We start from the raw sequence: 25,367 nt of genomic DNA on the forward strand, positions 1-25,367 counted from the left end.
CGGGGATTGAACGTCCAGTATCGGTGGCCCGCCGATCCACGTTTAGTCAACGAGTGTGGCGATGAAGACCTTCAATCTGAAGCCGACCGACATCGAGAAGAAGTGGTACGTCGTCGATGCCGACGGCCTCGTTCTCGGCCGGCTCGCCAGCATCCTGGCGAACATCCTGCGCGGCAAGACCAAGCCGACCTACACCCCGCACATGGATTGCGGCGACCACGTCGTCGTGATCAACGCGGAGAAGGTGAAGCTGACCGGCAACAAGCGCCAGGACGACATCTTCTACTGGCACACCGGTTATCCGGGCGGCATCAAGGGCCGTTCCAAGGGCCAGATCCTGGACGGCAAGTACCCGGAGCGCGTGATCGAGAAGGCCGTGGAGCGCATGGTTCCGCGCGGTCCGCTCGGCCGTAAGGTCATGACCCACCTGAAGGTCTACAAGGGCGCTGCCCACCCGCACGAGGCGCAGCAGCCGGTGGCGATCGACGTCGCCGCCATGAACCCGAAGAATAAGCGGAGCGCGTAATCCAATGGCTCAGGTTACCACCACCCTTTCCGGCCTGAAGGACCTCGCCGGCGCCGCCGTTCCGGCCGCCGCTTCCGCCGAAGTCGTCGCGCCGAAGCTGGACGCCCAGGGCCGCGCCTACGCCACCGGCAAGCGCAAGGACGCCGTCGCCCGCGTGTGGATCAAGCCGGGCTCCGGCAAGATCACCATCAACGGCCGCGACCAGGAAGTCTACTTCGCCCGCCCCGTGCTGCGCATGATGATCGCCCAGCCGTTCGGCATCACCGACCGCGTCGACCAGTTCGACGTGATGGTGACCGTCGCCGGCGGTGGTCTGTCGGGCCAAGCCGGTGCCGTCCGCCACGGCATCTCCAAGGCTCTGACCTACTTCGAGCCGGCGCTCCGTCCGCCGCTGAAGGCCGCCGGCTTCCTGACCCGCGACGCCCGCGTCGTCGAGCGTAAGAAGTACGGCCGCGCCAAGGCCCGCCGCAGCTTCCAGTTCTCGAAGCGCTAAAGCCTACCGCGGACCCGCGTTTCTACTGTACAAGCGAGGGGCGTCCCGGACGGGGCGCCCCTTTCTTGCTTTCTGCGCCTTCCATTACCTGTGCGTCGAGAGGATACCCTTCCATGGCCAACAGCAACTCCCCGATCCGCGTCGGCATCCTGGGCGCGTCCGGTTACACCGGCGCCGAGCTGGTGCGCCTGCTTCTCCGCCATCCCGGCGTCGAGATTTGCGCGCTGACGGCCGAGCGACAGGCGGGCAAGCCGATGGCCGAGGTGTTCCCGCACCTGGGCAGCTACAATCTGCCCGGCCTCGTGAAGATCGAGGAGGTGTCGTGGGACAAGCTCGACGCCGTGTTCTGCGCCCTGCCGCACGGCACCACGCAGGAGGTCATCGCCGGCCTGCCGCGGCACCTGAAGGTGGTCGACCTGTCGGCCGATTTCCGGCTGAGCGACCCGGCCGAATACGCCACCTGGTACGGGCATGAGCACCGCGCCGTGGAGCTGCAGAAGGAAGCCGCCTACGGCCTGACCGAGTTCAACCGGCAGGGCGTGCGCAAGGCCCGCTTGGTCGCCAACCCCGGCTGCTACCCCACCTGCTCGCTGCTGCCGCTGCTGCCCCTGCTGATGGAGGAGCTGATCGAGCCGGGGGGGATCGTCATCGACGCCAAGTCGGGCGTGTCGGGCGCCGGCCGCGACGCCAAGCAGCAGAACCTCTTCTCCGAGGTGTCGGAGGGCTTCAACGCTTACGGCGTCGGCTACCACCGCCATATGCCGGAGATCGAGCAGGAGCTGCGGCTGGCCGCCGGCCGCCCGATCACCGTCAGTTTCACGCCGCACCTCGTGCCGATGAACCGTGGCATGATGGCGACCATCTACGTCCGCATGGCCGACGGCGCCAACGCCGACGATCTGCGCGAGGCCCTGGTCAAGCGCTACGAAAGCGAGCCCTTCGTCGGCGTCACGCCGGCCGGCGTCGTCCCGGCGACGCGGCATGTCCGCGCCTCCAACCACGCGCTGATCGGCGTCGTCCCGGACCGCACCCCGCGCGGCGCCATCATCGTCTCGGTCATCGACAACCTGGTGAAGGGTGCCTCGGGCCAAGCCGTCCAGAACATGAACGTCATGTTCGGCCTGGGCGAGACCGCCGGCCTGGAGCAGGCTCCGCTCTTCCCCTAACCACTTGATCCACCCGTAGGTTGGGTGAAGCGCAGCGCAACCTAACACGCACCGCACGGCGACGCTGTTGGGTTGTGCCTGCGGCTCCACCCAACCTAAGTTCTCCCATTTCCGGAGTCGCCATGTCCGGCCTGATCCTGCCCTACAAGGGCATTTCGCCGACCATCGACGCGAGCGTCTACATCGCGCCGACCGCCACGGTGATCGGCGACGTCGTGATCGGGCCGGACACCAGCGTCTGGTTCGGCTGCACCGTGCGCGGCGACGTGAACGAGATCCGCATCGGCGCCCGCACCAACATCCAGGACGGCACCGTCATTCACGTCGCGGCGGCGGGGCAGGGCACCTACATCGGCGACGACATCTCCGTCGGGCACATGGCGTTGCTGCACGCCTGCACGATCGACAGCGGCTGCTTCATCGGCATGAAGGCCTGCATCATGGACGGCGCCCACGTCGAATCGGGTGCCATGGTCGCGGCCGGCGCGCTGGTCACGCCGGGCAAGCGCGTGCGGACCGGCGAGCTGTGGGCCGGAAGCCCGGCGCGCCCGATTCGCAACCTCACTGAAAAAGATTTGGACTTCTTCCCCCTCAACGTCCGGAACTACGTCGCCCTCGCGGCGGCCTACCGAGGCGCGTAACTTGCGCAACTTTTCGCCGATCGTAAGTGTTGCAACGCAGCAACAGTGACGCCGAAGCGAAACGGTTAGGACTTCAGGAGGGGATGTCTTCGCGCGGATTCACCCCACATGTCTCGCGATTTGTCACTTCGCATGCACGCGGAATGACCTATCGTTCGCACGATTCGTCCTCCGCGAGACAAGCGGTAGGGAGAGGATCTCGAAGGGAGTGGAGAACATGAAGACCCTGATCCGCGCAACCATGGCCGTCGTTCCGGCCGCTGTTATCGCCATCGGCCTGTCGGCCGGTGCGCAGGCCCAGACCGTCGACGGCACCGTCGCCGAGTGGTGCAACCCCGTCATCGGCTGGGGCAACACCCCGGTCCGTACCGCCTCCGGCGGCTACGCCATCCACCAGGGCAGCTATCCGTGCCCGCCGGCCGCCGCCCCGGCGGTCGCCCCGGCCCCGGCCGCCCGCGCCCAGACCGAATATCTGGTGTTCTTCGACTGGGATAAGTCGAACATCACCCCGGCCGCCGACCGCGTGATCGGCGATGCCGTGAACGCCATCGGCCGCGGCGCCAACGCCCGCGTCCACGTGATCGGCCACACCGACACGTCGGGCTCGCCGGCCTACAACCAGCGCCTGTCGGTCCGTCGCGCCGAGGCGGTGAAGTCGTCCATGGTCGCCAAGGGCATCCCGGCCACCAACATCACCACCGAGGGCAAGGGCGAGAGCCAGTTGCTCGTCCAGACCGGCCCGAACGTCCGCGAGCCGTCGAACCGTCGTGCGCAGATCCTGCCGCGCGGCGCCAACGCCCCGTCCTCGTAACGACGCGGCGTTCCCTCGCGGGAAAAAGGAAAGGCCCCGGACGATGTCCGGGGCCTTTTTCTTTGGCCGACTTTTCTTCGGAAGGCATTTGCCCCCTCCCTAACCCCGCAGGGGAGGGAACTCCGCCGCTGCGGGTAAACTCCCTCCCCTGCGAAGCGGGGGAGGGAAGGGGCCCGTGGCAACGCCATGGGAAGGGTGGGGGCAAGCGCCCCCTTATCAGACGATCCGCACCTTCGCGTACGATCCGGGCGCGTCCTCCAGGGCCGGCAGGCCGCCCTTGTTCGGGTCGCGGGCCGGGACCTTGCCTTCGGAGAACTTGCCAACCCACGTGTTCCACTCCGGCCACCAGGAGCCGGGGGTCTGCTCCGACGACTTCAGCCACTCGTCGGAGGTTTTCGGCAGCTTGGCGTTGGTCCAGTAGCAGTACTTCTCCGCGGCCGGCGGGTTGACGACGCCGGCGATGTGGCCGGAGGCCGCCAGCACGAACTTCACCGGGCCGGTGAACAGGTTGGCACCCATGTAGGTCGACTTCCACGGGGCGATGTGGTCCTCGCGCGCCGACAGGAAGAAGGACGGGGTCTTCACCGTGCGCAGGTCGATCGGCACGCCGCGCAACGTCACCGCGCCGGGCTGGGCCAGCAGGTTCTTCTGGTACATGTTGCGCAGGTAGAAGCTGTGCATCGCCGCAGGCATGCGGGTCGAATCGCTGTTCCAGTACAGCAGGTCGAACGGGAACGGATCCTTGCCCAGCAGGTAGTTGTTCACGACAAACGACCAGATCAGGTCGTTGGCGCGCAGCATGTTGAAGGTCGTCGCCATCTTCGAGCCGTCGAGATAGCCCTGCTCGGCCATCTGGCTCTCGATGAAGGTCAGCTGCTCCTCGTCGATGAAAACGGACAGCTCGCCGGCCTCGGTGAAGTCCAGCATGGTGGTGAAGAAGGTCGCCGACTTGATGCGGTCGTCCTTCTTAGCCGCCATGTAGGCGAGCGTGGAGGCCAGCAGCGTGCCGCCCAGGCAGTAGCCGATGGCGTTTACGTCCCGCTCGCCGGTGATCTTCTCGATGGCGTCGAGCGCCGCGAGCGGGCCCTCGACCATGTAGTCCTCGAAGCCCTTCTGGGCCAGCTTCTCGTCCGGATTCACCCAGGACAGGACGAAGACCGTGTGGCCCTGGTCGACCGCCCACTTGATGAAGCTGTTCTTCTCGCGCAGGTCGAGGATGTAATACTTGTTGATCCAGGGCGGCACGATCATCAGCGGCCGCTTGTTCACCTCCGCCGTGGTCGGGGTGTACTGGATCAGCTGCATCAGGCTGGTCTGGAAGACGACCTTGCCCGGCGTCACGGCGATGTTCTTGCCGACCTGGAAGGCGTCGTAGTCGGTCATGGAGATGCGCAGCTCGCCCTTGCCGCGCTCCAGGTCGGTCAGCAGGTGCTCCAGGCCCTTCACCAGGTTCTCGCCGCCGGTCTCGATGGTCTTGCGCAGCACCTCCGGGTTCGTCATGACGAAGTTGGAGGGCGCCATCGCGTCGACGAACTGGCGGGTGTAGAAGTCGACCTTCTTGGCCGTGTGGTCGTCAAGCCCGTCCACCTCGTTCACGGTGGACTGCATCCACCGGGCCGACAGCAGGTAAGACTGCTTGATGAAGTCGAACAGCGTGTTCTCGTCCCAGGCGGAGTCCTTGAAGCGGCGGTCGTCCTTGGCCGGGGCGATGACCGGCTGGGCCTCCTGGCCGAAGAAGCGCTGGGTCGTACGCTGCCACAGGGTCAGGTAGTCCTGCCACAGCGTCATCTGCGCCTTCATCAGCTTGGCCGGGTCGGCCATCATGCGCGTGGTCATTTCCAGGAAGGCATGGCCGACGCCCATCGGGTCCGGATTCTTCGCGCCGACGCCGTCCGAGGCCTGACGCGACAAGAAATCGGTGACCAGCCGCTGGCTCTGCTCGGCGATGCGGGTCATCGCCCGCGACATCTCGACCGGGTCGGGAAGCTTGACGTCAGGGGCCTGGTTCTCGGCCATGGGTTCGGTCCTTCTTCTTTAGGCGAGTTTGAGCTTCAGGAGGCGCGTGCTGCGGTTTATACAAAGCCAGCCGGGCATCGGGGTGTTGGACGCCGGTCCGGCTGGACGTGCAGTCCGGGGCCCGTGCTTCGGATGGAGTGTCGAAATGGTGTGTCGCGTGGTTCGTCGGTTGCGGGGACCCTCATACACCTCTCGTATGAAGATTTCATTTCGCCCTGCGCCGTGCAAGCGGTGCGGCAGGCAGGAGCATAGGGGACCAGAGCATGAGGGGTGCGGGATGAAGACGGATATCCGCCGGGGAACGACGGCCATTGGACAGCTGGCCCGCCTGGGCGCCGCCGCGCTGGTTGCGCTGGCGCTGCCCGCCTGCAGCAACCGCGTGCTGGACACCGGCCTGGTCGGCGCGGTCACGGGGTCGGACGTGCCGGTCAAGGACGACACCACGCTGATCCGCGGGCTGAAGAACGAGAACCGGGAGTACCCGAACCTGGGCAGCGTGCCGCCGCGCCCGACTGACATCCGCACCGAGGCGCAGCGCCAGCAGGAGCTGAACAAGCTGGCCGAGGACCGCGCGTCGGCGAAGAAGATGCTGCCGAACCCGGCGCTTCCGACCCCGGCCGATGTGCCGCCGGCGCCCGACATCACGCCCGGCAAGCCGTCCGCCAAGACAGGGAAAGCCGGCTGAGGGGACGCCACGGACGGGCAGGGCGCGGCCGGGCCTTCGCCGGGCCCTTCGCTGGACCGGTGCGACCGTTCGACGGTGGCGGAGCGGACCACGGGGCACCCTCTGCTGGAACAAGGATGGAAAACCTACGTCCGTTGGTGGTGAACGGGCAATAGAATTTCAGGCTGCGACTTTTGGGCGCACCGTTCGGGGGCAGCGACAAGGCCATCGGCGGTGCCCGCGCGCATGGCCGCCCCGCAATCACGGCGGATTGCCGGCATTGATAAGGCGCCCTTACGATGGCGCATGCTTGACGAAGCTCCCTTCGGGCTGGTCCTGATCGACAGCGCGCGTCTTCTGCGCGCGCGGTGCGACCGTGCCCTCGACGCTGCCCAGCTCGGCCTCACGGCGGGCGAGGCGCGGGCTCTCTTCTACGTCAACCGGCACCCGGGCTCGCGCCAGGCGGCGCTGGCGGCCTTCATGGGTGTGGAGCCGATGACCCTGGTCGGCTATCTCGACCGGCTGGAATCGCTGGGCCACATCCTGCGGGAGCCGGACCCGACCGACCGGCGCGCCAAGACCGTGCGCCTCGCGCCGGGAGCGGAGCCTCTGCTGGAGCAGGTGCTGGCGGTGTTCCGCACCGTGCGCGAGAGCGTGCTGGAGGACTTCGCGCCCGAGGAGTTCGACCGCTTCAAGTGCATGCTGGCGCGCCTTCGCGCCCGGCTCCTGGCCGACGAGCGGGACGGGGTGGCCCCTTGACCACCCGGATGTCCGAGATGCGGACGGCGGTCATCGGCACGCTGATCGTCACGCTGGGGCCGCTCAGCCTCTCGCTCTACACCCCGGCAATGCCGATGCTGGTGGAGGCCTTCCACAGCACCCCGGCGGCGCTGAAGCTGACCCTGTCCGTCTACTTCTTCGGATTCGCCTTCTCCCAGCTCGCCTGCGGGCCGCTGTCCGACGCCTTCGGGCGCCGGCCGGTGGCGCTGGCCTTCTACGTCACCTACGCCATCGGCAGCGTCGTGGCGGCGCTGTCGGACAGCATCGAGTGGCTGCTGGTCGGCCGCGCCCTGCAAGGCATTGGTGCCGCGGCGGGAATTGCCATCTCGCGCGCCATCGTGCGCGACCAGTTCACCGGGCAGCAGTCAGCGCGAATCCTGAACCTGATCGGCCTGATGCTGGCCATCGTGCCGGCCGTGGCGCCCACGCTGGGCGGCCTGATCCTGGCCACGGTGGGGTGGCACGCGATCTTCCTGGTGATGACGATCTACGGGCTGGTCGTGCTGGGCGTCTTCGCCTTCGGTGCGGCGGAGACCAACGCCAACCGCAACCCTGCCGCGGCGCGGCCTAGGCTCGTGGTGCGCAACTACGTCGCGCTGCTGACCGACCGCCGCTTCATGCGCGCCGGCCTTGTGCTCGGCCTGACGCTGGGCGGGCTCTACACGTTGGCGGCGCTGCTGCCCTTCGTGATGATCGAGCGGGTCGGCTTGACGCCGACCGAGTTCGGCTTCGCCATGCTGCTGCAAACCGGGTCCTACACGCTGGGGGCGACGGTGACCGGGCGGTTGCTGCGCCGGACGGACGCGATGCGGCTGATCCCCTATGGGCTGGGCTTCGTGATTCTCGGTGGGCTGGGCTACGCGGTGGGGCTGCGCCTGCTGCCGGCCTCCGTGGCGACGATCATGGCGCCGACCGCGGTGTGGGCGTTCGGGATCGCACTGGTCATGCCCGGGGCGACCAGCGACGCGCTGGCGGGGTTCCCGCGCATGGCGGGGGCGGCCTCGGCGCTGATCGGCTTCATGCAGATCGGCGGCGGGTTGGCAGGCTCCGCGGTCGCGGCGCTGTTCCCCGACCCCTTCCTGGCGGTGACCACCATCATGCCGGGGATGGCGCTGCTGTCGCTGCTGTCCTACGTCCTGCTGCGCGTGCGCGGCCAGGGCAGGACGGAGCCGGCCACACCCGCCGACCTAGAGGTTGCGGTGGACCCCGCCGCGGTGGTCGGCGCCGGCGGCGAGGAGATCGAGGAGGCGCTGCACCAGCGCTCACGGAAGAATATCGGGGCGGGTGGCCGACCGCTGCGGTGAAAATCCGCGGCGCTCCGCACGCGGAGTTCACGGATTGCAAATTTTAGCCTCGCATCTGCTGGGGCGGGGCGGTAAGTAAGTGGTCCCGGTCCGCTGGTATGGGTTCGTGGCGCGGCCGGACAGGCTTCGGAGCGTCCATGAGCGATTCAGAATTCCACCGCATCAAGCGGCTTCCGCCCTACGTCTTCGCCGAAGTGAACGCGATGAAGGCGCGAGCTCGGGCCGCCGGCGAGGACATCATCGACCTCGGCATGGGCAACCCCGACCAGCCGACCCCGCAGCACATCGTCGACAAGCTGGTCGAGGCCGTGCGCGATCCGAAGACGCACCGCTACTCGAATTCCCGAGGGATTCCCGGGCTTCGCAAGGCGCACGCGGCCTATTACAAGCGCCGCTTCAACGTCGACATCGATCCGGAGACGGAGTGCATCGTCACCATCGGGTCGAAGGAAGGCCTCGCCAACCTCGCCCAGGCGATCACCAGCCCCGGCGACATCATCCTGGTGCCCAACCCCAGCTACCCGATCCACCCCTTCGGGTTCATCCTGGCCGGGGCGTCGGTGCGCCACCTGCCGGTGGGGCAGGCGAATGGCACCTCCACCGACATCGACAGCTTCATGAACATGCTGGAGCGCGCCGTGCGCCACAGCGTGCCGAAGCCGCTGGCGCTGGTGCTGAACTACCCGTCCAACCCGACGGCGGAGGTGGTTGGGCTCGACTTCTACCGCCCGATCGTGGAGTTCTGCCGCAAGCACGGCATCTACATCCTGTCGGACCTCGCCTACGCCGAGGTGTTCTTCGACGGTGAGCCGCCCCCCTCCATCCTGGAGATTCCGGAGGCGCGTGACATCGCGGTCGAGTTCACGTCGATGTCCAAGACCTATTCGATGGCCGGCTGGCGCATCGGCTTCGCCACCGGCAACAAGAAGCTGATCACCGCGCTGGCGCGCATCAAGTCCTACCTGGACTACGGCGCCTTCACGCCGATCCAGGTCGCCGCGACCGCCGCGCTGAACGGCCCGCAGGACTGCGTGGAGCAGGTGCGGACCATGTACCGCCAGCGCCGCGACGTGATGATCGAGGGGCTGGCGTCGGCCGGCTGGCAGGTGCCGAGCCCGGCCGCGTCGATGTTCGCCTGGGCGCCGATTCCGCCCCAGTTCGCACACCTCGGCTCGTTGGAATTCTCCAAGCTGCTGCTGCAGGAGGCCAAGGTGGCCGTGGCGCCGGGCATCGGCTTCGGCGAGTACGGCGACGGGCACGTCCGTCTGGCGCTGGTGGAAAACGTCCACCGCATCCGCCAAGCGACCCGCAACATCAAGGAGTTCTTCCGCTCCAACGCCGCGGGCGCGGCGTCGAGCCAGGACCCGGCGGCGCGCGCTGCTCTCCTCGAACCGGCGAAAGCGAAAGCCTGATGACCGAGTCCTTGAAAATTGCGGTCGCGGGCCTCGGCACGGTCGGCGCGGGCGTCCTGAAGCTGTTGGCCGAGCAGGCCGACGTCATCGAGCAACGCTGCGGCCGCCGCATCGAGGTGGTGGCGGTCAGCGCCCGCTCCCGCGGCAAGGACCGCGGCGTCGACCTCTCCACGGTCGAGTGGTACGACGACCCGGTCAAGCTGGCCGCCCATCCCGGCGCGGACGTGGTCGTCGAGCTGATCGGCGGGTCCGAAGGTGCCGCGAAGGAGACGGTGGAGACCGCCCTGGAGGCCGGCCGCCACGTCGTCACCGCCAACAAGGCCCTGCTCGCCCACCACGGCACCGAACTGGCCGCCAAGGCGGAGTCCAAGGGCCTCGCCGTCGCCTTCGAGGCGGCGGTGGCCGGCGGCATCCCGATCATCAAGGGGCTGCGCGAAGGGCTGGCGGGCAACCGCGTGTCCGAGGTGCACGGCATCCTGAACGGCACCTGCAACTACATCCTGACGGAGATGCGCACCACCGGCCGCGACTTCGCGGACGTGCTGGCCGACGCGCAGAAGCTGGGCTACGCCGAGGCGGACCCGAGCTTCGACATCGACGGCGTGGACGCGGCGCACAAGCTGGCGGTGTTGACCTCGGTCGCCTTCGGCACGCCGGTGGACTTCGGCAACGTGTATGTGGAGGGCATCCGCCACGTCTCGGCGCTGGACTTCGACTACGCCGACGCGCTGGGCTACCGCATCAAGCTGCTGGGCATCGCGCGCCGGACGGAGCAGGGGATCGAGCAGCGCGTGCACCCCTGCATGGTGCCGAAGGCCGCCCCGATCGCCGCGGTGGACGGCGTGTTCAACGCCGTGATCGCCCAGGGCGACTTCGTGGACCGCGTGCTATTCGTCGGCCGTGGCGCCGGCGCCGGCCCGACCGCGTCGGCCGTCGTCGCCGACCTGATGGACGTGGCCCGCGGCCGCTTCACCCCCACCTTCGGCGTGCCGGCGGCCCAGCTTTCCAAGGCCCAGCCGTCGCCGATGGAGGCGCGCCGGGGGGCGTACTACGTACGCCTGATGGTCGTCGACCGGCCCGGCGTGATAGCGGATATCGCGGCGGCCATGCGCGACCAGAACGTCTCGATGGAGCAGTTCCTGCAGCGCGGCCGCGCGCCGGGAGAAGCGGTGCCGGTGGTCCTGACGACCCACGACACCAACGAGGCGGCCATGCAGCGGGCGCTCGCCACCATCGGCGCGAAGGAAGCCGTGGTGGAACCCCCGCGCATGATCCGCATCGAGCAGTTTTGACCGTCTCATAGAACATAACCGAGCATCGATTCGGGGGAGAACAACATGTCCGTTCATGTCGACCTGTCCGGTATGGACCGGAACCTGGCGCTGGAAGCCGTCCGCGTTACCGAGGCCGCCGCGCTGTCCGCGTCGCTGCTGATGGGCCGCGGTGACGAGAAGCTTGCCGATCAGGCCGCGGTCGACGCCATGCGCCAGGCGCTCAACACCCTCTACATCGACGGCACCGTCGTGATCGGCGAGGGCGAGCGCGACGAGGCGCCGATGCTCTACATCGGTGAAAAGGTCGGCGCCGGCATCGGCACGGGCCCGAAGGTGGACATCGCGCTCGACCCGCTGGAAGGCACGACCATCTGCGCCACCGGCGGCCCGAACTCGCTGGCCGTGATCGCCATGGCGGACGAGGGCGGCTTCCTGAACGCCCCGGACGTCTACATGGACAAGATCGCCGTCGGCGCCGGCCTGCCGGAAGGCATCGTCGACCTGGACGAGACCCCGGCCAACAACCTGAAGGCGCTGGCCAAGGCCAAGGGCACCGAGGTGCAGGAGCTGCTGGTCTGCATCCTGAACCGCCCGCGCCACGCCGAGCTGATCGCCCGCGTCCGTGAAGCCGGCGCCCGCATCATGCTGATCAACGACGGCGACGTCTCCGGCGTCATCGCCACCAGCCAGGCCGGCACCGGCGTGGACATGTACGTCGGCTCCGGCGGCGCGCCGGAAGGCGTCCTGGCCGCGGCGGCGCTGCGCTGCATCGGTGGCCAGTTCCAGGGCCGCCTGCTGTTCCGCAACGACGACGAAAAGGCCCGCGCCGCCCGCTGGGGCGTCAAGGACCTGAACAAGAAGTATAGCCTGCACGAGCTGGCCAGCGGCAACGTCATGTTCGCCGCCACCGGCGTGACCGACGGCGCCATGCTCCGCGGCGTCCGCCGCTTCGCCGGCGGCGCCACCACCCACTCGGTGATCATGCGTTCGAAGTCCGGCACCGTCCGCTACATTGAGGCGCACCACAACTGGAACCGCAAGCCGGGCGTGGCGAAGTAAAGAGCGCAGGGTCAGGGTGCCGAAAGGCCCTTGTCCGGATTAGAGAAGGGGCGTGCGGCACACAAGCCGCGCGCCCTTTTTCGTTGTGGCTGATGATCGATCGGGATCACCGGTCGCCATGGCACCGGTCGTCACACGCTTGGCGCATGAGGCAGTCTGTACCAGCGTCTCCCTCTTCTGCTATGGGTTCGGGCTTCCCGATCCGTGGCATCCTGGGCAGCATGACCGACACCGTTCCCGCCTTCCTGAACGTCGCCCACTCCCTCTCCGGCAAGCGCTGGCAGGCGCGGCCCTATGACGAGCGGCTGGCCTGGGGGCTGGCGCAGGGCAGGGGGCTGCCGGAGATCGTCGGGCGGGTGCTGGCCGCCCGCGGCGTGACGGAGGAGGTCTGCGATGGCTTCCTCAACCCCACTCTGAAGGCGCTGCTGCCCGACCCCTCCCGATTCAAGGACATGGACGCCGCCGCCGCGCGCATCGCCCGCGCGATCCAGGAGGGGGAGCCGGTGGCCGTCTTCGGCGACTATGACGTGGACGGGGCAACCTCCGCCGCCGTCATGCGGCGCTTCTTCCGGGCGGTTGGGGCGGACATCCGGGTTTATGTGCCCGACCGCATGATGGAGGGCTACGGGCCCAACGCGCCCGCCCTGCTGCGGCTGAAGGCCGAGGGCGTGCGGCTGGTCGTCACCGTGGACTGCGGCGTCTCCGCCTTCGCGGCGCTGGAGGCCGCGGCGGAGGCGGGCCTCGACGTTGTCGTGCTGGACCACCACGCGGCGGAGCCGCGGCTGCCGCCGGCCGTGGCGCTGGTCAACCCGAACCGGCTGGACGAGGATGGGACCTACCGCACGCTCTGCGCGGCCGGGGTGACCTTCCTGACCATCGTGGCGATCAACCGGGCGCTGCGCAGCGCCGGCTTCTACCAGGCCCAGGGCCGGGCGGAGCCGAACCTGCTGGACTGGCTGGACCTCGTGGCGCTGGGCACCGTCTGCGACGTGGTGCCCCTGACCGGGCTGAACCGGGCGCTGGTGGCGCAGGGGCTGAAGGTCATGGCGCGGCGCTCCAACCCCGGCCTCGCGGCGCTGGCCGACATCGCCGGGGTGAAGGACAAGCCCGATGCGTACCACGCCGGCTATGTGCTGGGCCCCCGCGTGAACGCGGGCGGGCGGGTCGGCGCCTCGGACCTCGGCGCGCGGCTGCTGTCCACCGACGACCCCATGGAGGCCATGGAACTGGCGCAGAAGCTGGAGGCTCACAACGCCGAACGCCGCGCGGTGGAGCAGGGCGTGCTCGAAGACGCCCTGGCGAAGCTGGACAAGCACGCCGACGAATTGGCCGAACTGGTCTTCGTGGCGGGGGAGGGCTGGCACCCCGGCGTCATCGGCATCGTGGCGAGCCGCTTGAAGGAGCGCTACAGCCGACCCGCTTGTGTGATCGCGCTGGAGCAGGGCGCCGACGGGACAGTCATCGGCAAGGCCTCCGGCCGGTCGGTGCGCGGGGTGGATCTGGGCGCGGCGGTGATTGCGGCGCGGCAGGAGGGGCTGCTGCTGGCCGGCGGCGGGCATCGCATGGCCGCCGGCTTCACGGTGGCCGGCGACAAGATGGCCGACTTGCAGGCCTTCCTGACCGGCCGCGTCGCCGAGCAGGTGGCGGCCGCGCCCCTGGTGCCGACGCTGGAACTGGACGGGGCGCTTTCGGTGGGGGCGGCGAACTCCGGCCTCGTCGGCACGCTGGACAAGCTCGGCCCCTTCGGCACCGGCAACGCGGAGCCGCGCTTCGCCATCACCGACGCCCGCGTGGTGCGCGCCGACGTGGTCGGGGCGAATCACGTCCGCTGCATCTTGCAGGGCAATGACGGCGCCCGGCTGAAGGCCATCGCCTTCCGCGCGCTGGACAGCGATCTCGGCAAAGCCTTGCTGATGGGCCGCGGATCGCCCTTCCACGTGGCCGGCATCCTGCGCATCGACCGCTGGAACGGGACGGAGGGAGTCCAGCTTCTGATCGACGACGCCGCACCCGCGCAGACCATGTGAATGCAAACAAAATCGGTGCATGGGCGGCATACGCCGGGGCCGTGACGAGGGGTTGGAAAAAGTGCTTGCACTCCCGCCGCTTGGCCATTAGTAATCCCGCCACGCCAACGACGTCCCCGTCGTCTAGAGGCCTAGGACACCGCCCTTTCACGGCGGCGACACGGGTTCGAATCCCGTCGGGGACGCCACGCTTTTCCGCCCACGGCCGGCTTGGCCGGGCCAACCTTGGTCCAATCTCCCTTTCGTCCGTTTGACGTGAGCAGGAGAGGGCCATGCCCCGCACCACGACATCCGTCGATCCCGCCACCGGCCTGCGCTTGCCCACGGGCGTGGAGTGCCGCGGCGACGGTCAGTACCGCGCCCGCAAGCTCATCGACGGCAGCCGCCACTCCCAAACGTTCGCGACGGCCGCCGCCGCCCGGGCCTGGCTCGAGGAAGTGTCGGTCGATGCACGGCGCAACGCCTTCCGCGACCTGCGCGAGGCGCGGCGCACCACCCTGCGCGACGTGATCGACCGTTACGAGAGGGAGGCGCTCGGCGCCAACTCGGAACTGCTCGGAGCTCAGGAATTGCGGACCGGCCATCTGCCGACGATCCGCGCGGATCCGGTGTGCGACATCACCATGGCGCGTCTGGAGCGGCACCACATCGCGCAGTTCCGCAATCGGATGAGGAAGGCCGGGTACGCGAAGGCCACCATCGTCCGCCGCCTCAACATCCTGGCGAAGATCATTCGCTACGCCATCCAGGAGTTCGGCCTCGGCATCACGGACAACCCGGCGTCGTCCGCGAACGTGGCCCGCCCCGCGTACGCCGACGTGTGCCGCGACCGCCGCCTTGTGGGCGACGAGGAGGAGCGGCTGATCGCCGCCATGGAAACCTCCTGCAATTCCTGGGACGTTTGGCTGGTCCGCTGGGCCATCGCCCAAGCCATGCGGCGCGGCGAGACGTTTGCGCTGCGTTGGTGCGACATCGATCAGGAGCGGCGGGTGGTAACGGTGCATGGCCGCAGCGGCATCCGCAACAAGAACGGCAGCGTGGCGGAACGGCGTCCGCTAATGCCCGAAGCCATCGCGATCCTCCAGCAGATCCCGCACGGCGGCCCGAACGATCCGGTGTTCCCGGCAGGCCCGCGGGGGGCGTTCAGCAAGCGCTTCGAACGCCTGGTGGCCGCGGCCGGCATCGCTGACCTGACCTACCACGACCTGCGGCATGAGGCGACGTCACGCTTGGCCAAGCGGTACAACAACAAGCTCGACCTTATGCGCGTCACCGGCCATCGCACGCTGAAGAGCCTCAACCGGTACTACAACGTCCAGCCGGAGGAACTGGCGTGGACCGCCGACCGGCACGCCCGTCGGAGCGTGGCTCGGCAGGCGGCGCGTGCGGCGGGGCGCCCGCATCGGTTCAGCGTGGCGGCCTTCACGCTGCCGACGCTGTGACCCCGCGCGACGGTCGGGCCGGTGTCTTGAGCCGGACCGCCGGACACCCACGCCAAGCTCGGCGCCAAACGAGCGGAGCCCCGATGACGCGGCAGGATCCCGACGATGTGAGCCCCCGTCCCGAGCATGTCCGGCGGGGCGCCGTTGCCAAACGGCGCGCTCGATGCGCGGCTGGCGGAGCCACGCCCTTGCGACAGGCGGGGCGGTGCCGTGCGGCCCCGCGCTGTGGCACGGGACCGGTCATAGGCTCATCGTCCGAGCGGGACCCCGTTGCCGAACCCGGGTTGCTGATTCATCATGTTCGCGTTTTGTTCAGAGAGGCGCATGAGACTCAGGCAAGCATTACCGGCCGCATGGGGGTCCAGACCCGAAACGAGGATTGCGGCCGGGCTGCCCGCAAGGGCCCACCGCGCTCTGCGCAATCCCGGTTCCGAAGGAGAGCCATCATGACGCCGTAACCGTGACCACGCAGGCTCGCCGCCGCTCGAGCGGCGGGCTCTCACACGCCTGACCCGGAAAAGAGGAACGGGGCGCCAGCGGCAACTGGCACCCCGTCCAACGATCAGAATCCGTATAGCGCCGGATCTGCCGTCAGTCTCCTCAAAAGCGGGTCGTTCGTCAACCGCTCCGTCCGCACGGAGCGAACGGGAGACTGCATCCATGACGTCCCGAAATCGCCCCGCCTCGACGCCTTTGACCGTAACCGCCGGCCGAAATGGCACGGACGCCACGGATAAACCGCTCCACCAAGAGGCCGCTGAGCCGGTTGAAGCCGCACCGCCAACATCCTCAAGCGGCGCCCAGCCGATCCCCGGAGCGGGTGCGGCGCCGGCGGCCGTGACGTTCCGCGATGTGCTGGCGGCCGATGCCTGCGCGCGGTCGACGCGGCGCCGCGATGCCCAAGCCCTCAACATCCTTCTGGCGCTCTGGGGCAAGTCGCTCGACGACCAGGTTGGAGCGGAACTGCTGGCTGATGACATCGAGCCGGTGTGTCGCACGCTGCGGGAGCGGCTTGGCTCCAACTACACCCAAAAGCGCGTCGGACAATTCGTGGCGGCGGCCAAACGGCTGCATCTGGCGGCGCTCGACCTTACCGGACGTCCGCGGCCGGCGTCGTTGCACAAGAACGCCGGGAAGCGGCCGCCGCCGCGCAAGGTGGTCTCCCCAGCCGGATACCCACGGACTTGGCGCGGCTTGCTGGACTACCGGAACAGCACGCTGAAGTCGTGGTCGCGCGTGACGCAGTGCACGGACTACAACCATCTCCGGCAGTATCTGGAATTTGCCGACACCGATGTTCCGGATGACCGAATCCTCGGCGGATTCGCGGCGACCAAGGCGGGGTTCCTCGCCCTGAAGACCGCCCAGGGATACTCGGCGGCGTCGCTGGAGGGGTTCTCGTCCTTCCTCAACGAGCTTCATCGCGCAGCCCAACGCATGTTCCCGGCGCGTGGAACGACGGACCCGGACAGCGACGCGCCCACGTTCGGCGCCCTTCTGGACACGCATCGGGATCACGTCCCTGAGGCCGTGTTCCCGCAGCACGCGTCCACGCTGCGGGCCTTCATGGGGTACGTGCTGGCCAGCGACGACACGGCGATCGTTCCGTCGATGGCGGCCGACCACGACGACTTGGCGGCCGCCTTCCTCGCCGACCGGACCCGTGGCGGCGACGGCGCCAAGCGCGTCGCCGAGCACCGTCGTCACCTCCGGGCGCTCAAGGCCACGGCGGATCTGATCCTGCAGTCTCAGGCCAGCCAGCACGGCTTCGCAGCGGCGCTCACCGCGGGGATCCACAACTCCGGGCTCACCTTCGAGCAGGTGAGTCACGCGGCGGGGATGACCGACACGTTGCTGCACGCGTGGGCAAAGAGTTACAGCCGTCCCCGGACGGTGGGCACCAAGGCCGGTCGCACCTTCGAGCGCATCGCCGCGCTCGAGCGCGTGCTCCGGCTGCCCGAGGCCGCGCTCTCGTCGTTGCTGGCGACCCGCGCCGATGCCGGCACGCGCGGCGACGGCGGGCGGCCGGACGAATCCATGGCCCATCGTCGGCGCGGAGGCATCCTGACGCAGTTGGAATACCGCTTCGCTCTTCCCGATCACGTCGAACAGCCGGCGCGCCGGCTCATCGCCTTCCATCGGAGCGTCAACCCAGGGCGCCGGCGCGACGGCAAGCGCTTGGTCCGCCACCGTCGGGGCGAATGGCGCAGCAACGAATTTGGGACGCCGGCCGAGGACATCACGCGCAACACCCTTGAGGGCTTCTTCGGCTGGCTACGGCTGCCGTCCGACCCCGCACAGGCCCGGGAGAGGGTGGCCGCGAGCCTTGCCGCAGAGACGCCCGACGACACCGTGGAGGCCCACATCCCGAGCCTAATGGGCAGGGGCTGGCAGGACGCCGATCTCGACCTCTGCCAGATCACGGATGACCAACTCGTCACCGAGTTCCTCGAATTCACGGTGGTGCGCAACAAAGGGTGGAGCGGACACCAGACGCTGCTGCTGGCCAAGATCAAGGCCATCATCCATCCCAATCAGGGGTGGCTTGCGCAACACCCGGAAGAAGCCGAACGCTACAAGGGTTGGCCGTCGATCGATCCCCGGATCGATCCGGACGGCTATGAGGCGCAGGCGCGCATGTGGCGCGAGCACTGCCGGGATGCTTGGCAGGCTCTGGAAGCGATGACGCCGTCGGTCGAGCGCAAGGCGCGCCGTGAGAGCCGCAAACTCAAGCGCCTGTCCGACGTCTTCCAACTCGACGACCCGGCGCAGGCCTTGGCGCTGCTGGAGCGCCGTCTGGACGAGGACCGTCCGGTGGAGCGGATGCGGGAAGCGTCGACGGCCGTCTGGCTGCGCGATGGTCTGCTCGTCGGCATGATCAACCGCAACCCGCTGCGGGCTTACAACTACGCCATCATGACGTACCGCGCCGACAACACGGGGCATCTCTACCAGCGCCAGGATGGGTCGTGGTGGCTGCGCTACGCCCCGCACGAGTTCAAGAACGAGGAAGGCGCGGCCCAGACCGCATACGATGAGCCCATTCCCAAGGACGTCTGGCCGCTGATCGAGGCGTATCTCAAAGCGGGCCGGCCGCAGCTGTCCGGGGCCGACCACTGCGATCGCGTGTTCCTTACCCGCGACCAGCACAACAAGCACGGCTACGGCTTCCTGCCGTCCAGCATCAGCGTGCGCCTCGAAGAGCTCGTGATCCGCTACCTGCCCGAGTATCGCCCGTGGCGCGCCCACACTTGGCGCCACATCATTGCGACCAGTTGGCTCCGGAGCCACCCGAACGACTTTCTCAACGTCGCCCTGATTCTGCACGACAAGTTCGAAACGGTCATGCGCAACTACAGCCATTTGCGCGTCGCCGATGGTCTGCAGAAGTACCACGAGCATTTCCACGGCCTGTTGGAGGGCGTGTGATGCCCGGTGAGCGGAACCCCCGGCTCGGCGCGGCGCTCGAGTACGCCGCACTCGGGCTGCGCGTCGTCCCCGGCCACTGGGTTCACCGCGAGGGGCGCTGCTCCTGTGGCAATCCGGAGTGCACGTCCCCCGGCAAGCATCCGCGCAGTCGGCATGGCTACAAGGACGCGACGGTCGACCCACGGCTCCTGCGCGAGGTCTGGCGCCGTAGCCCCTACGCCAACGTGATGATCGCCACCGGCCCGGAGTCGGGGATCTGGGTGCTGGACATTGACCCGCGGCACGGTGGGGCGGACAGCTTGGCGGCGCTGCTCGACGCCCACGGCGCGCTGCCGGAGACGCTGGTTGCAGCGAGCGGCGGCGGTGGATGGCATTACTTTTTCCGGTGGGTGCCGGACCGCCCTGTGCCCTCGCGCAGCGGCGCGCTCGGCGCCGGGCTCGACATCCGCGGCGCCAAGGGCGTCATCGTGGCGCCGCCGTCGATGCACGCCAGCGGCGTCGCCTATGCGTGGGTGGACGGCCGCGGGCCGGGGGCGCGCCCCATCGCCGATCCACCGGCGTGGCTGCTGGACTGTGCGCAAACTGGGCGGTCGGGGGCGCCGCTCCGCGCCGCGCCTCCTGTTGGGCGCCTTGGTGTGGCCACGGGGGCGCCCTCCAGTCATCCTTCCGACGGCGCGGCGGAGCGCGGGTTGCCCCGGGCCTCCGCCGAGCGCGTCGATTCGCCAAGCGTGCCGGCGGGCGGCGGGGCGGGCGGCGCCCCATCCCCCCGGCGCCCCGCCGAAGCCGTGTCGCTGCCGGCTTACGTCGAGGCGGCGTTTCGCACGGAGATCGCGCGCGTGGAGGGAGCCACGCCGGGAACGCGGAACGAGACGCTGCTGGCCGCGGCGCGCGCGCTCGGCACGCTGGTCGCCGCCGGCGCGCTCGGTGAGCCGCTGGTGCGGGCCACGCTGACCGCGGCGGCGCTGCGGGCCGGCTTGAGCGAGCCGGAGATCACGCGCACCGTCGAGTCCGGCCTTGGCTACGGCTTGGCGCGGCCCCGCGACCTGACGACCGTGGTCGGCCGGTCGCAACGCCCCCCGAACGCCGAGGCCCAGGCGGTGCGCCAGCGGCGCCTCGCCGACAATCCGGCGGCGCTGGCCTTCGTGACTGATGGCTTGGGGCTGGACGCAGAGACGCGTCGGCATTTCCAGCTGGGGCTCGACCCTCCGTACCAGAGCCGCAAAACCGGGTTGACGCGCGCCGACAGCCTCACCATCCCGATCCGCTCGGCCGAAGGCGCCGCGCTCGGCGCCTTTTGCCGCGCGGACATTCCCGGGGTGACGCGCAATCCGCGCGCCCGGCTGTGGAGCGCTGGCGAGCCGGTGACCTTCTTCGCCTACCCGCAGACGGCGCAGACCACGGCCGTGGTGGTCGATCTGCTCGACCTTCTCCGCCTGTGGCAGGAGTGCCGGGCGGTGCCGCCGGCCGAGCGACCGCAGTTCATCGCCTCCACCGGCGCCGAGCGGTTTCCCACGGCGTGGGGCGATCCAGCCTTCTGGCAGCGATGGCGCCGTGTTGTCATCGGGCTGCCGGACCGCGGCAGCGCCGAGCGGTCCTTGGCGATCGCACGAGCCGCCGGTCGACCGGTCACCGACATGGCGGCCCGCGCCCCGTGGCTTGAGCATTTTCGAGCCGGTGGGACGATCGCGCAGGTCCTTGAGGCGATCGATACGGCCGAGCCGGTCGGCGAGCCGGCGCCTCACCCAGCGTCCGATGACCAAGCGCTCGGACGAAGCGCGTACCGTCCGGTCGATCTTGGGCGCTCGTACCACCGTGGCCATCTCTACTACCCGGTCGACACCCTGTTCCGAGACCAGGAGATCGACGGCAACGGTTTGGCGCGGGTCGTCGAACGGCGGGAGACGATGGTCGTGCGCTCCGACGGCAGCCTGTTGAGCATCGTCGAGGTGCCGGCACCACGCGGCACGCCGGCCGACCGCCGGGTGCTGCGCCTCTCCGACGGCACACTGATCGAGGAGCGGCCGCAGTCCTCGACCGCCGCAAGCTGGTCTTGGGACGCGGTGGACGGCTACATCCGGGCCAAGAAGGCCGGCCATCCGGCGGCGACGCGGCCGCTCGGCGCCATCGTCGCCGAGATCATGGCGATCTTGAAGGCCACCGTCTGGTTGCCCTACGAGGATGATCACACGATCTTGGCGCTGGCCGCCGTCGTGAGCTTCGGGCAAGCCGTGTTCGACGCGGTGCCGCTCATTCTGCTGTGCGGCGAACCGGACAGCGGCAAAAGCACGTTGGGCATTGCCATGGCCAACCTGTCCGCCAACGGCAGCATCGTCGGGCAGGTCAGTGCGGCGGCGGCGGCGCGCCTCATTCATGAGACGCGCGGCCTCGTGGTCCTGGACGATTTGGAAAAGATCGCCTCGCGGTCGGGCGACGACACGTCCTTCTCCGAACTCGTGCAGTGGCTCAAGGTGAGCTACAACAAGAACACGGCGGTCAAGGTCTGGGTGGACACCGCGCGTGGCATGGCGGTGCGCCGCCTCAATGGCTTCGGCGTGAAGATCGTCAACAACACGGGCGGCGCCGACGGGATCCTCGGCAGCCGGATGATCCGGATTCAAACCCGAAAGATGCCCGCGGCGGTGGCCAGCGTGCGCGCGAAGGCCACGGTTGCGGATCCCGCGCGCCTGCAGGCGATTCGGGACGAACTGCACACCTGGGTGTTCGAGAACGCCGCGGTGATCGATCAGACCTACCGCCGCCTCACCCCGGCGGTGCAGGATCGCGCGGAACAGATTGCGGCCCCTCTGCGAACGTTCGCCCAGCTCTGCGGCGAGGCCGTTTCGGCGTCTCTGGAGGCGGCGCTCGCGCGCAGCGCCAGCCGGCCGGTGGAGTTCGACGACCCCATCGCCCTGTTGCAGGAGGCCGCCGCCACCTTGGTCCGGCAGGGATTCCGCGAGGTCAACCCGAGCCACCTGATTCTCGAAATGCGGCGTCTGGTCGACACGGATTTCGGCAAGCGGGCCACGACCGACATTCCGGAGTGGGAGCAGCCGGGCTGGGTCGGGCGCACACTGCGCAACCGCGACATCATCGATCCCGGCCATCCGGGATTTCGCAAGCGGGTGAGGCAGCGCAACCTGCGCTTCTACCCATTCAGCCGGAACTTCCTCACCGAAGCGCTCGCGGATCCGGACACCACCGTGCGCGACCCGGCCAGCTTTTGTCAGGGGTGTGGCGGCTGCGCCTATCAGGCGGTGGGATGCACGCTGATGGAGGCGGAGACACGGTCGCAACGGCGCCCTCGCCGTGACTGAAGCCACACTGTGGTGCGCAGCCGGACTTCGCGCGGCTGAACCCGTTACTCGCGTTACAGGTCTTGCGGGAGATGGATTCACGTCTTCGGCCCTGGTGGCTCATAGCCCACCTGGAAGGTGGTCGCATGCCCTCCTAGGCTCACCCACGCGGACGGCCGTTCAGACATCCTAGCCTTGCGATTAGGGCGCGTTGGCAAAGGGGTGGCGAGTTGAAGAAGATTTCCCTAACTCATGCCGGATGGAAGCCGAGTATCGTGTCCGCCACCGAGACGGCCATTGGATCTGGGTCTGGCAGCGCTCGATCGGCGTGCGGGACGAGACCGGACGGCTGCGCCGCATGATCGGCAGTATTCTCGACGTGACCGCGCGGCACGAGGCCGAGGCGGCGCTGCGCGAGAGCGAGCGCCGGCTCACGGAAACCATCATCCTACAAAGCAGTGGAAAAGGTATCGGTGTTGCGGCGTTCAGTCTCCCCGGCTGGACGCCGCAATGATATCTACCTGCTGACAAAGCCGGCCTCGTCCTTCGCGATATGCCCTCTGAACTGACGTATAGGCACGGCCACGCGGTGTTGAACGAGCATATCGTTGCACAGGGGAAGGAGCTTTCATATACCCCCGATGACACGACCTCCTAAGAACAGTGAGCAACGCGGCGTCCGTTAAGCTTCTGGGGTGCCGCGCATCTTTGTCTGTCCTTCAGCCCCCCTCTCTGCGCCGTCACCCTCTGGGAATTCGTCCTATGAGTGCTTCCACGGAGGGAATGAAGTGAGCGCGGCGGACGGTTTCCCCGGCGGCGGCATCATGGGCGAATGCGTGCGAACCCACGACTGGACGGCCACGCCTCTCGGGCCGGCAGAGACTTGGCCACAGTCGCTCCGCACCGCCTTGAGCATCATGCTGAATTCCGCCTTCCCCACCTACCTGGCCTGGGGGCCGGAACTGACGAGCTTCTACAATGATGCCTACATTCCGATCATGGGTGACAAACCGAACGGCCTCGGGCGGCCGTTCCCCGAGGTCTGGTCGGAGGTGTGGGACACCATCGGTCCGATCACCGAGCGGGCCATGCACGGCGAAGCCAGCTACTTCGAGGACCTGCCGCTGACGCTTATGCGCCGCGGCCATCCCGAGGCAACATGGTTCTCGTTCTCCTACAGCCCCATTCGTGATGAGACGGGCGGGGTTGGCGGGGTCCTGTGCACGGTCCATGAGACCACCCAGCGTGTCCACGCCGAGACGGCCCTGCGCCAAAGCGAGGCGCGGCTCCAGGCCGCCATCGATCTCGTCGATGTCTCACCCTACTCATGGGATCCGGCAACCGGTGCGCTGGACTGGGATGCTCGCCTGAGGGCCATGTGGGGCCTGTCCCCGAATACGCCGGTCTCCAAAGATGTCTGGATGTCCGGCATTCATCCTGAGGACCGGGCCCAGGTCGAAGCCGCGCTGGCCCATTGTCTCGATCCCACGAGCGATGGTGTCTACCACATCGACTATCGCGTCATCGGGATTGAGGACGGGGTCGAGCGCTGGGTCTCCACCCATGGCCAGACCACCTTCGAAAATGGCCAGCCGGTGGGCTTCATCGGGGTTGCGCTTGAGATAACCGAGCGCAAGCGGGCCGAGGCGGCCCTGCGTGAGAGCGAGGCCCGGCTCTCGGCGATCCTGGACCAGCTGCCGGTCGGTGTGGGGCTCGCCGACCAGGAGGGGCGCATCACGCTGGGGAACCGGATGCTTCAGCAATACACCCTCGTCAACATCCCCTCCAGAAGCTCGAAGCAAGTTGGGCGTTGGCGAGCCTACACCCCCGAGGGCCAGCCTCTCAGCCCCTCAGACTATCCAGGCGCGCGGGCGTTGCGGGGCGAAACGGTCGTTCCCGGGATCGACTTCATCTTCACCTTGCCGGACGGGCGGGAGGCGTGGACGCGCGTGAGCGCTGCGCCCTTCCACAACGCCGCCCTGGAGAGCCTGGGCGCGGTCTTCGTGGTGCAGGACATCGACCGTGAGAAGCGGGCCGAGGAGCGCTTCCGCGAGTTCGCGGCGCATTCCACGAACGCGTTCTGGATCGCCAACGCGGGAGACCGAACGGTTGAATATCTCAACCCGGTCTTCGAGACGGTTTTCGGGACAGCGCATAACGGCTTCCGGCAGGACATAAGCCGGTGGATCGAGGTCGTTCATCCCGATGACCGCGCCCGCGTCGTAGAGGCTTTCGGCAGGACTGCGCTCGGTGTGGTCTCCGTGGAGGAGTTCCGCATTACCCGATCCGACGGGGCGTTGCGTTGGATCCGCAACACCTTCTTCCCCATCCGGAACGAACAGGGTCAGATCCGGCGCACCGGTGGCATTGCCCAGGACATCACGCGCCATGAAGGGCGCTTCGTGTATATCGTCGACGCAGATGGGACCTCACGCGAGAGCCTCTCTCGCGTGCTCCGGGAGGCCGGTTATGACGTCAGAGCCTTCCCTTCCGGCAAAGCCTTTCTGGAGTCGGCACCCGCCCTGGTGTCAGGCTGCGTCGTGCTCGACATCCAGCAACCTGACGCGGGTGGCCTCACCATCCCGAGAGAACTCAAGGCTCGGCGGATCGGGCTGCCGGTGATCGTTTTGGGTGATGCCGAAGGCGACGTAACCTTTGGTGTGCACGTGATGAAGGCCGGCGCGGTGGATTTCCTGCCGTTGCCTTATCGTACCGATACCCTGCTCGCCGCCGTCGCATCAGCCGCGGCTGACATTCGTCAGACTGAAGAGGCCGAGCACGAGGCCGGCTGGGCCCGGGCTCGCATGGCCGAGATGTCGGAGCGGGAACGGGAGGTGTTGGCCGGCATTCTGGCTGGCCAGACGAACAAGCAGATCGGGCGGGACATCGGCATCAGCCCGCGCACGGTGGAGGCCCATCGGGCCCATGTCATGCAGCGGCTTGGTGCGAAGACTGTGGCCGATGCGGTGCGGATTGCCGCATCAGCGGGCGTGCAGGCGCCGCGGCGGTCAAGTGATGGAGGCTAGGCCA

18 protein-coding genes and 1 tRNA gene are annotated in these 25,367 nt (G+C 68.4%); 18 read left to right on the top strand and 1 reads right to left on the bottom strand.

From position 1 onward, the window contains the following. The first annotated feature begins 61 nt into the window (after positions 1–61). The 5 genes from rplM (at position 62) to M2351_RS06985 (ending at position 3,637) form a co-directional block, all read left to right on the top strand. Complete coding sequence (rplM, locus tag M2351_RS06965) at positions 62–526, top strand: 50S ribosomal protein L13 (RefSeq protein WP_264655384.1); 465 nt, start codon at positions 62–64, stop codon at positions 524–526. A gap of 4 nt (positions 527–530) precedes the next feature. Then, on the top strand, positions 531–1,019 hold the full coding sequence (gene rpsI, locus M2351_RS06970; protein WP_264655385.1) for a 30S ribosomal protein S9: 489 nt from the start codon (positions 531–533) through the stop codon (positions 1,017–1,019). 113 nt (positions 1,020–1,132) lie between these two features. Further along, entirely contained in the window at positions 1,133–2,185 is a 1,053-nt protein-coding gene (gene argC / locus M2351_RS06975; RefSeq protein WP_264655386.1) for an N-acetyl-gamma-glutamyl-phosphate reductase, read from the top strand. Between the two features lie 122 nt (positions 2,186–2,307). Next, positions 2,308–2,826, top strand: a complete 519-nt coding sequence (locus M2351_RS06980; protein WP_264655387.1) for a gamma carbonic anhydrase family protein — start codon at positions 2,308–2,310, stop codon at positions 2,824–2,826. Between the two features lie 217 nt (positions 2,827–3,043). After that, positions 3,044–3,637: an OmpA family protein gene (locus tag M2351_RS06985; RefSeq protein WP_264655388.1), complete on the top strand. Its 594-nt coding sequence runs from the start codon at positions 3,044–3,046 to the stop codon at positions 3,635–3,637. Positions 3,638–3,853: 216 nt separating this feature from the next. On the opposite strand, the gene M2351_RS06990 is transcribed toward M2351_RS06985, so the two are convergent. Beyond that, positions 3,854–5,653, bottom strand: a complete 1,800-nt coding sequence (locus M2351_RS06990; protein ID WP_264655389.1) for a PHA/PHB synthase family protein — start codon at positions 5,651–5,653, stop codon at positions 3,854–3,856. A 277-nt stretch (positions 5,654–5,930) separates the two neighbouring features. Here M2351_RS06990 and M2351_RS06995 point away from each other — a divergent pair, with 277 nt between their 5' ends. The 13 genes from M2351_RS06995 to M2351_RS07055 all read left to right on the top strand — a co-directional run bounded on the left by M2351_RS06995 (position 5,931) and on the right by M2351_RS07055 (position 25,363). Beyond that, positions 5,931–6,338, top strand: a complete 408-nt coding sequence (locus M2351_RS06995) for a hypothetical protein (protein ID WP_264655390.1) — start codon at positions 5,931–5,933, stop codon at positions 6,336–6,338. A 285-nt stretch (positions 6,339–6,623) separates the two neighbouring features. After that, positions 6,624–7,076: a MarR family winged helix-turn-helix transcriptional regulator gene (locus M2351_RS07000; RefSeq protein WP_264655391.1), complete on the top strand. Its 453-nt coding sequence runs from the start codon at positions 6,624–6,626 to the stop codon at positions 7,074–7,076. Between the two features lie 17 nt (positions 7,077–7,093). Further along, positions 7,094–8,401, top strand: coding sequence for a multidrug effflux MFS transporter (locus M2351_RS07005; RefSeq protein WP_264655392.1), 1,308 nt, complete (start codon positions 7,094–7,096; stop codon positions 8,399–8,401). 137 nt (positions 8,402–8,538) lie between these two features. Beyond that, positions 8,539–9,813, top strand: a complete 1,275-nt coding sequence (locus tag M2351_RS07010; protein WP_264655393.1) for an LL-diaminopimelate aminotransferase — start codon at positions 8,539–8,541, stop codon at positions 9,811–9,813. Next, positions 9,813–11,105 (top strand): homoserine dehydrogenase, encoded by a 1,293-nt coding sequence (locus M2351_RS07015; RefSeq protein WP_264655394.1) that lies wholly within the window; start codon positions 9,813–9,815, stop codon positions 11,103–11,105. Before M2351_RS07010 ends, M2351_RS07015 begins: the two co-directional genes overlap by 1 nt. Before the next feature lie 45 nt (positions 11,106–11,150). Continuing rightward, a complete protein-coding gene (glpX, locus tag M2351_RS07020) occupies positions 11,151–12,146 on the top strand; it encodes a class II fructose-bisphosphatase (RefSeq protein WP_264655395.1) in 996 nt (331 codons plus the stop codon). Between the two features lie 221 nt (positions 12,147–12,367). Next, the gene (gene recJ / locus M2351_RS07025; protein WP_264655396.1) at positions 12,368–14,173 is read left to right on the top strand and encodes a single-stranded-DNA-specific exonuclease RecJ; all 1,806 of its coding nucleotides are present in this window, start codon (positions 12,368–12,370) and stop codon (positions 14,171–14,173) included. A 112-nt stretch (positions 14,174–14,285) separates the two neighbouring features. After that, a tRNA-Glu gene (locus M2351_RS07030) sits at positions 14,286–14,361 on the top strand. Positions 14,362–14,445: 84 nt separating this feature from the next. Beyond that, a complete protein-coding gene (locus M2351_RS07035; protein ID WP_264655397.1) occupies positions 14,446–15,615 on the top strand; it encodes a tyrosine-type recombinase/integrase in 1,170 nt (389 codons plus the stop codon). Positions 15,616–16,275: 660 nt separating this feature from the next. After that, positions 16,276–19,044: a hypothetical protein gene (locus M2351_RS07040; protein ID WP_264655398.1), complete on the top strand. Its 2,769-nt coding sequence runs from the start codon at positions 16,276–16,278 to the stop codon at positions 19,042–19,044. Further along, positions 19,044–22,358: a bifunctional DNA primase/polymerase gene (locus tag M2351_RS07045; RefSeq protein ID WP_264655399.1), complete on the top strand. Its 3,315-nt coding sequence runs from the start codon at positions 19,044–19,046 to the stop codon at positions 22,356–22,358. The genes M2351_RS07040 and M2351_RS07045 overlap by 1 nt, the downstream gene beginning before the upstream one ends. A gap of 238 nt (positions 22,359–22,596) precedes the next feature. After that, positions 22,597–22,851 (top strand): PAS domain-containing protein, encoded by a 255-nt coding sequence (locus M2351_RS07050; RefSeq protein WP_264655400.1) that lies wholly within the window; start codon positions 22,597–22,599, stop codon positions 22,849–22,851. Positions 22,852–23,125: 274 nt separating this feature from the next. Further along, a complete protein-coding gene (locus M2351_RS07055) occupies positions 23,126–25,363 on the top strand; it encodes a PAS domain S-box protein (RefSeq protein WP_264655401.1) in 2,238 nt (745 codons plus the stop codon). The last annotated feature ends 4 nt before the right edge of the window (positions 25,364–25,367 follow it).

The sequence above is a fragment of the Azospirillum canadense genome (assembly GCF_025961225.1).
In the GTDB taxonomy this organism is placed as follows: domain Bacteria; phylum Pseudomonadota; class Alphaproteobacteria; order Azospirillales; family Azospirillaceae; genus Azospirillum; species Azospirillum canadense.

Coding starts and splice junctions, on each gene's coding strand:
- rplM (WP_264655384.1), top strand. CDS start 62: ATGAAGACCTTCAATCTGAAGCCGACCGACATCGAGAAGAAGTGGTAC.
- rpsI (WP_264655385.1), top strand. CDS start 531: ATGGCTCAGGTTACCACCACCCTTTCCGGCCTGAAGGACCTCGCCGGC.
- argC (WP_264655386.1), top strand. CDS start 1,133: ATGGCCAACAGCAACTCCCCGATCCGCGTCGGCATCCTGGGCGCGTCC.
- M2351_RS06980 (WP_264655387.1), top strand. CDS start 2,308: ATGTCCGGCCTGATCCTGCCCTACAAGGGCATTTCGCCGACCATCGAC.
- M2351_RS06985 (WP_264655388.1), top strand. CDS start 3,044: ATGAAGACCCTGATCCGCGCAACCATGGCCGTCGTTCCGGCCGCTGTT.
- M2351_RS06990 (WP_264655389.1), bottom strand. CDS start 5,653: ATGGCCGAGAACCAGGCCCCTGACGTCAAGCTTCCCGACCCGGTCGAG.
- M2351_RS06995 (WP_264655390.1), top strand. CDS start 5,931: ATGAAGACGGATATCCGCCGGGGAACGACGGCCATTGGACAGCTGGCC.
- M2351_RS07000 (WP_264655391.1), top strand. CDS start 6,624: ATGCTTGACGAAGCTCCCTTCGGGCTGGTCCTGATCGACAGCGCGCGT.
- M2351_RS07005 (WP_264655392.1), top strand. CDS start 7,094: ATGCGGACGGCGGTCATCGGCACGCTGATCGTCACGCTGGGGCCGCTC.
- M2351_RS07010 (WP_264655393.1), top strand. CDS start 8,539: ATGAGCGATTCAGAATTCCACCGCATCAAGCGGCTTCCGCCCTACGTC.
- M2351_RS07015 (WP_264655394.1), top strand. CDS start 9,813: ATGACCGAGTCCTTGAAAATTGCGGTCGCGGGCCTCGGCACGGTCGGC.
- glpX (WP_264655395.1), top strand. CDS start 11,151: ATGTCCGTTCATGTCGACCTGTCCGGTATGGACCGGAACCTGGCGCTG.
- recJ (WP_264655396.1), top strand. CDS start 12,368: ATGACCGACACCGTTCCCGCCTTCCTGAACGTCGCCCACTCCCTCTCC.
- M2351_RS07035 (WP_264655397.1), top strand. CDS start 14,446: ATGCCCCGCACCACGACATCCGTCGATCCCGCCACCGGCCTGCGCTTG.
- M2351_RS07040 (WP_264655398.1), top strand. CDS start 16,276: ATGACGTCCCGAAATCGCCCCGCCTCGACGCCTTTGACCGTAACCGCC.
- M2351_RS07045 (WP_264655399.1), top strand. CDS start 19,044: ATGCCCGGTGAGCGGAACCCCCGGCTCGGCGCGGCGCTCGAGTACGCC.
- M2351_RS07050 (WP_264655400.1), top strand. CDS start 22,597: ATGGAAGCCGAGTATCGTGTCCGCCACCGAGACGGCCATTGGATCTGG.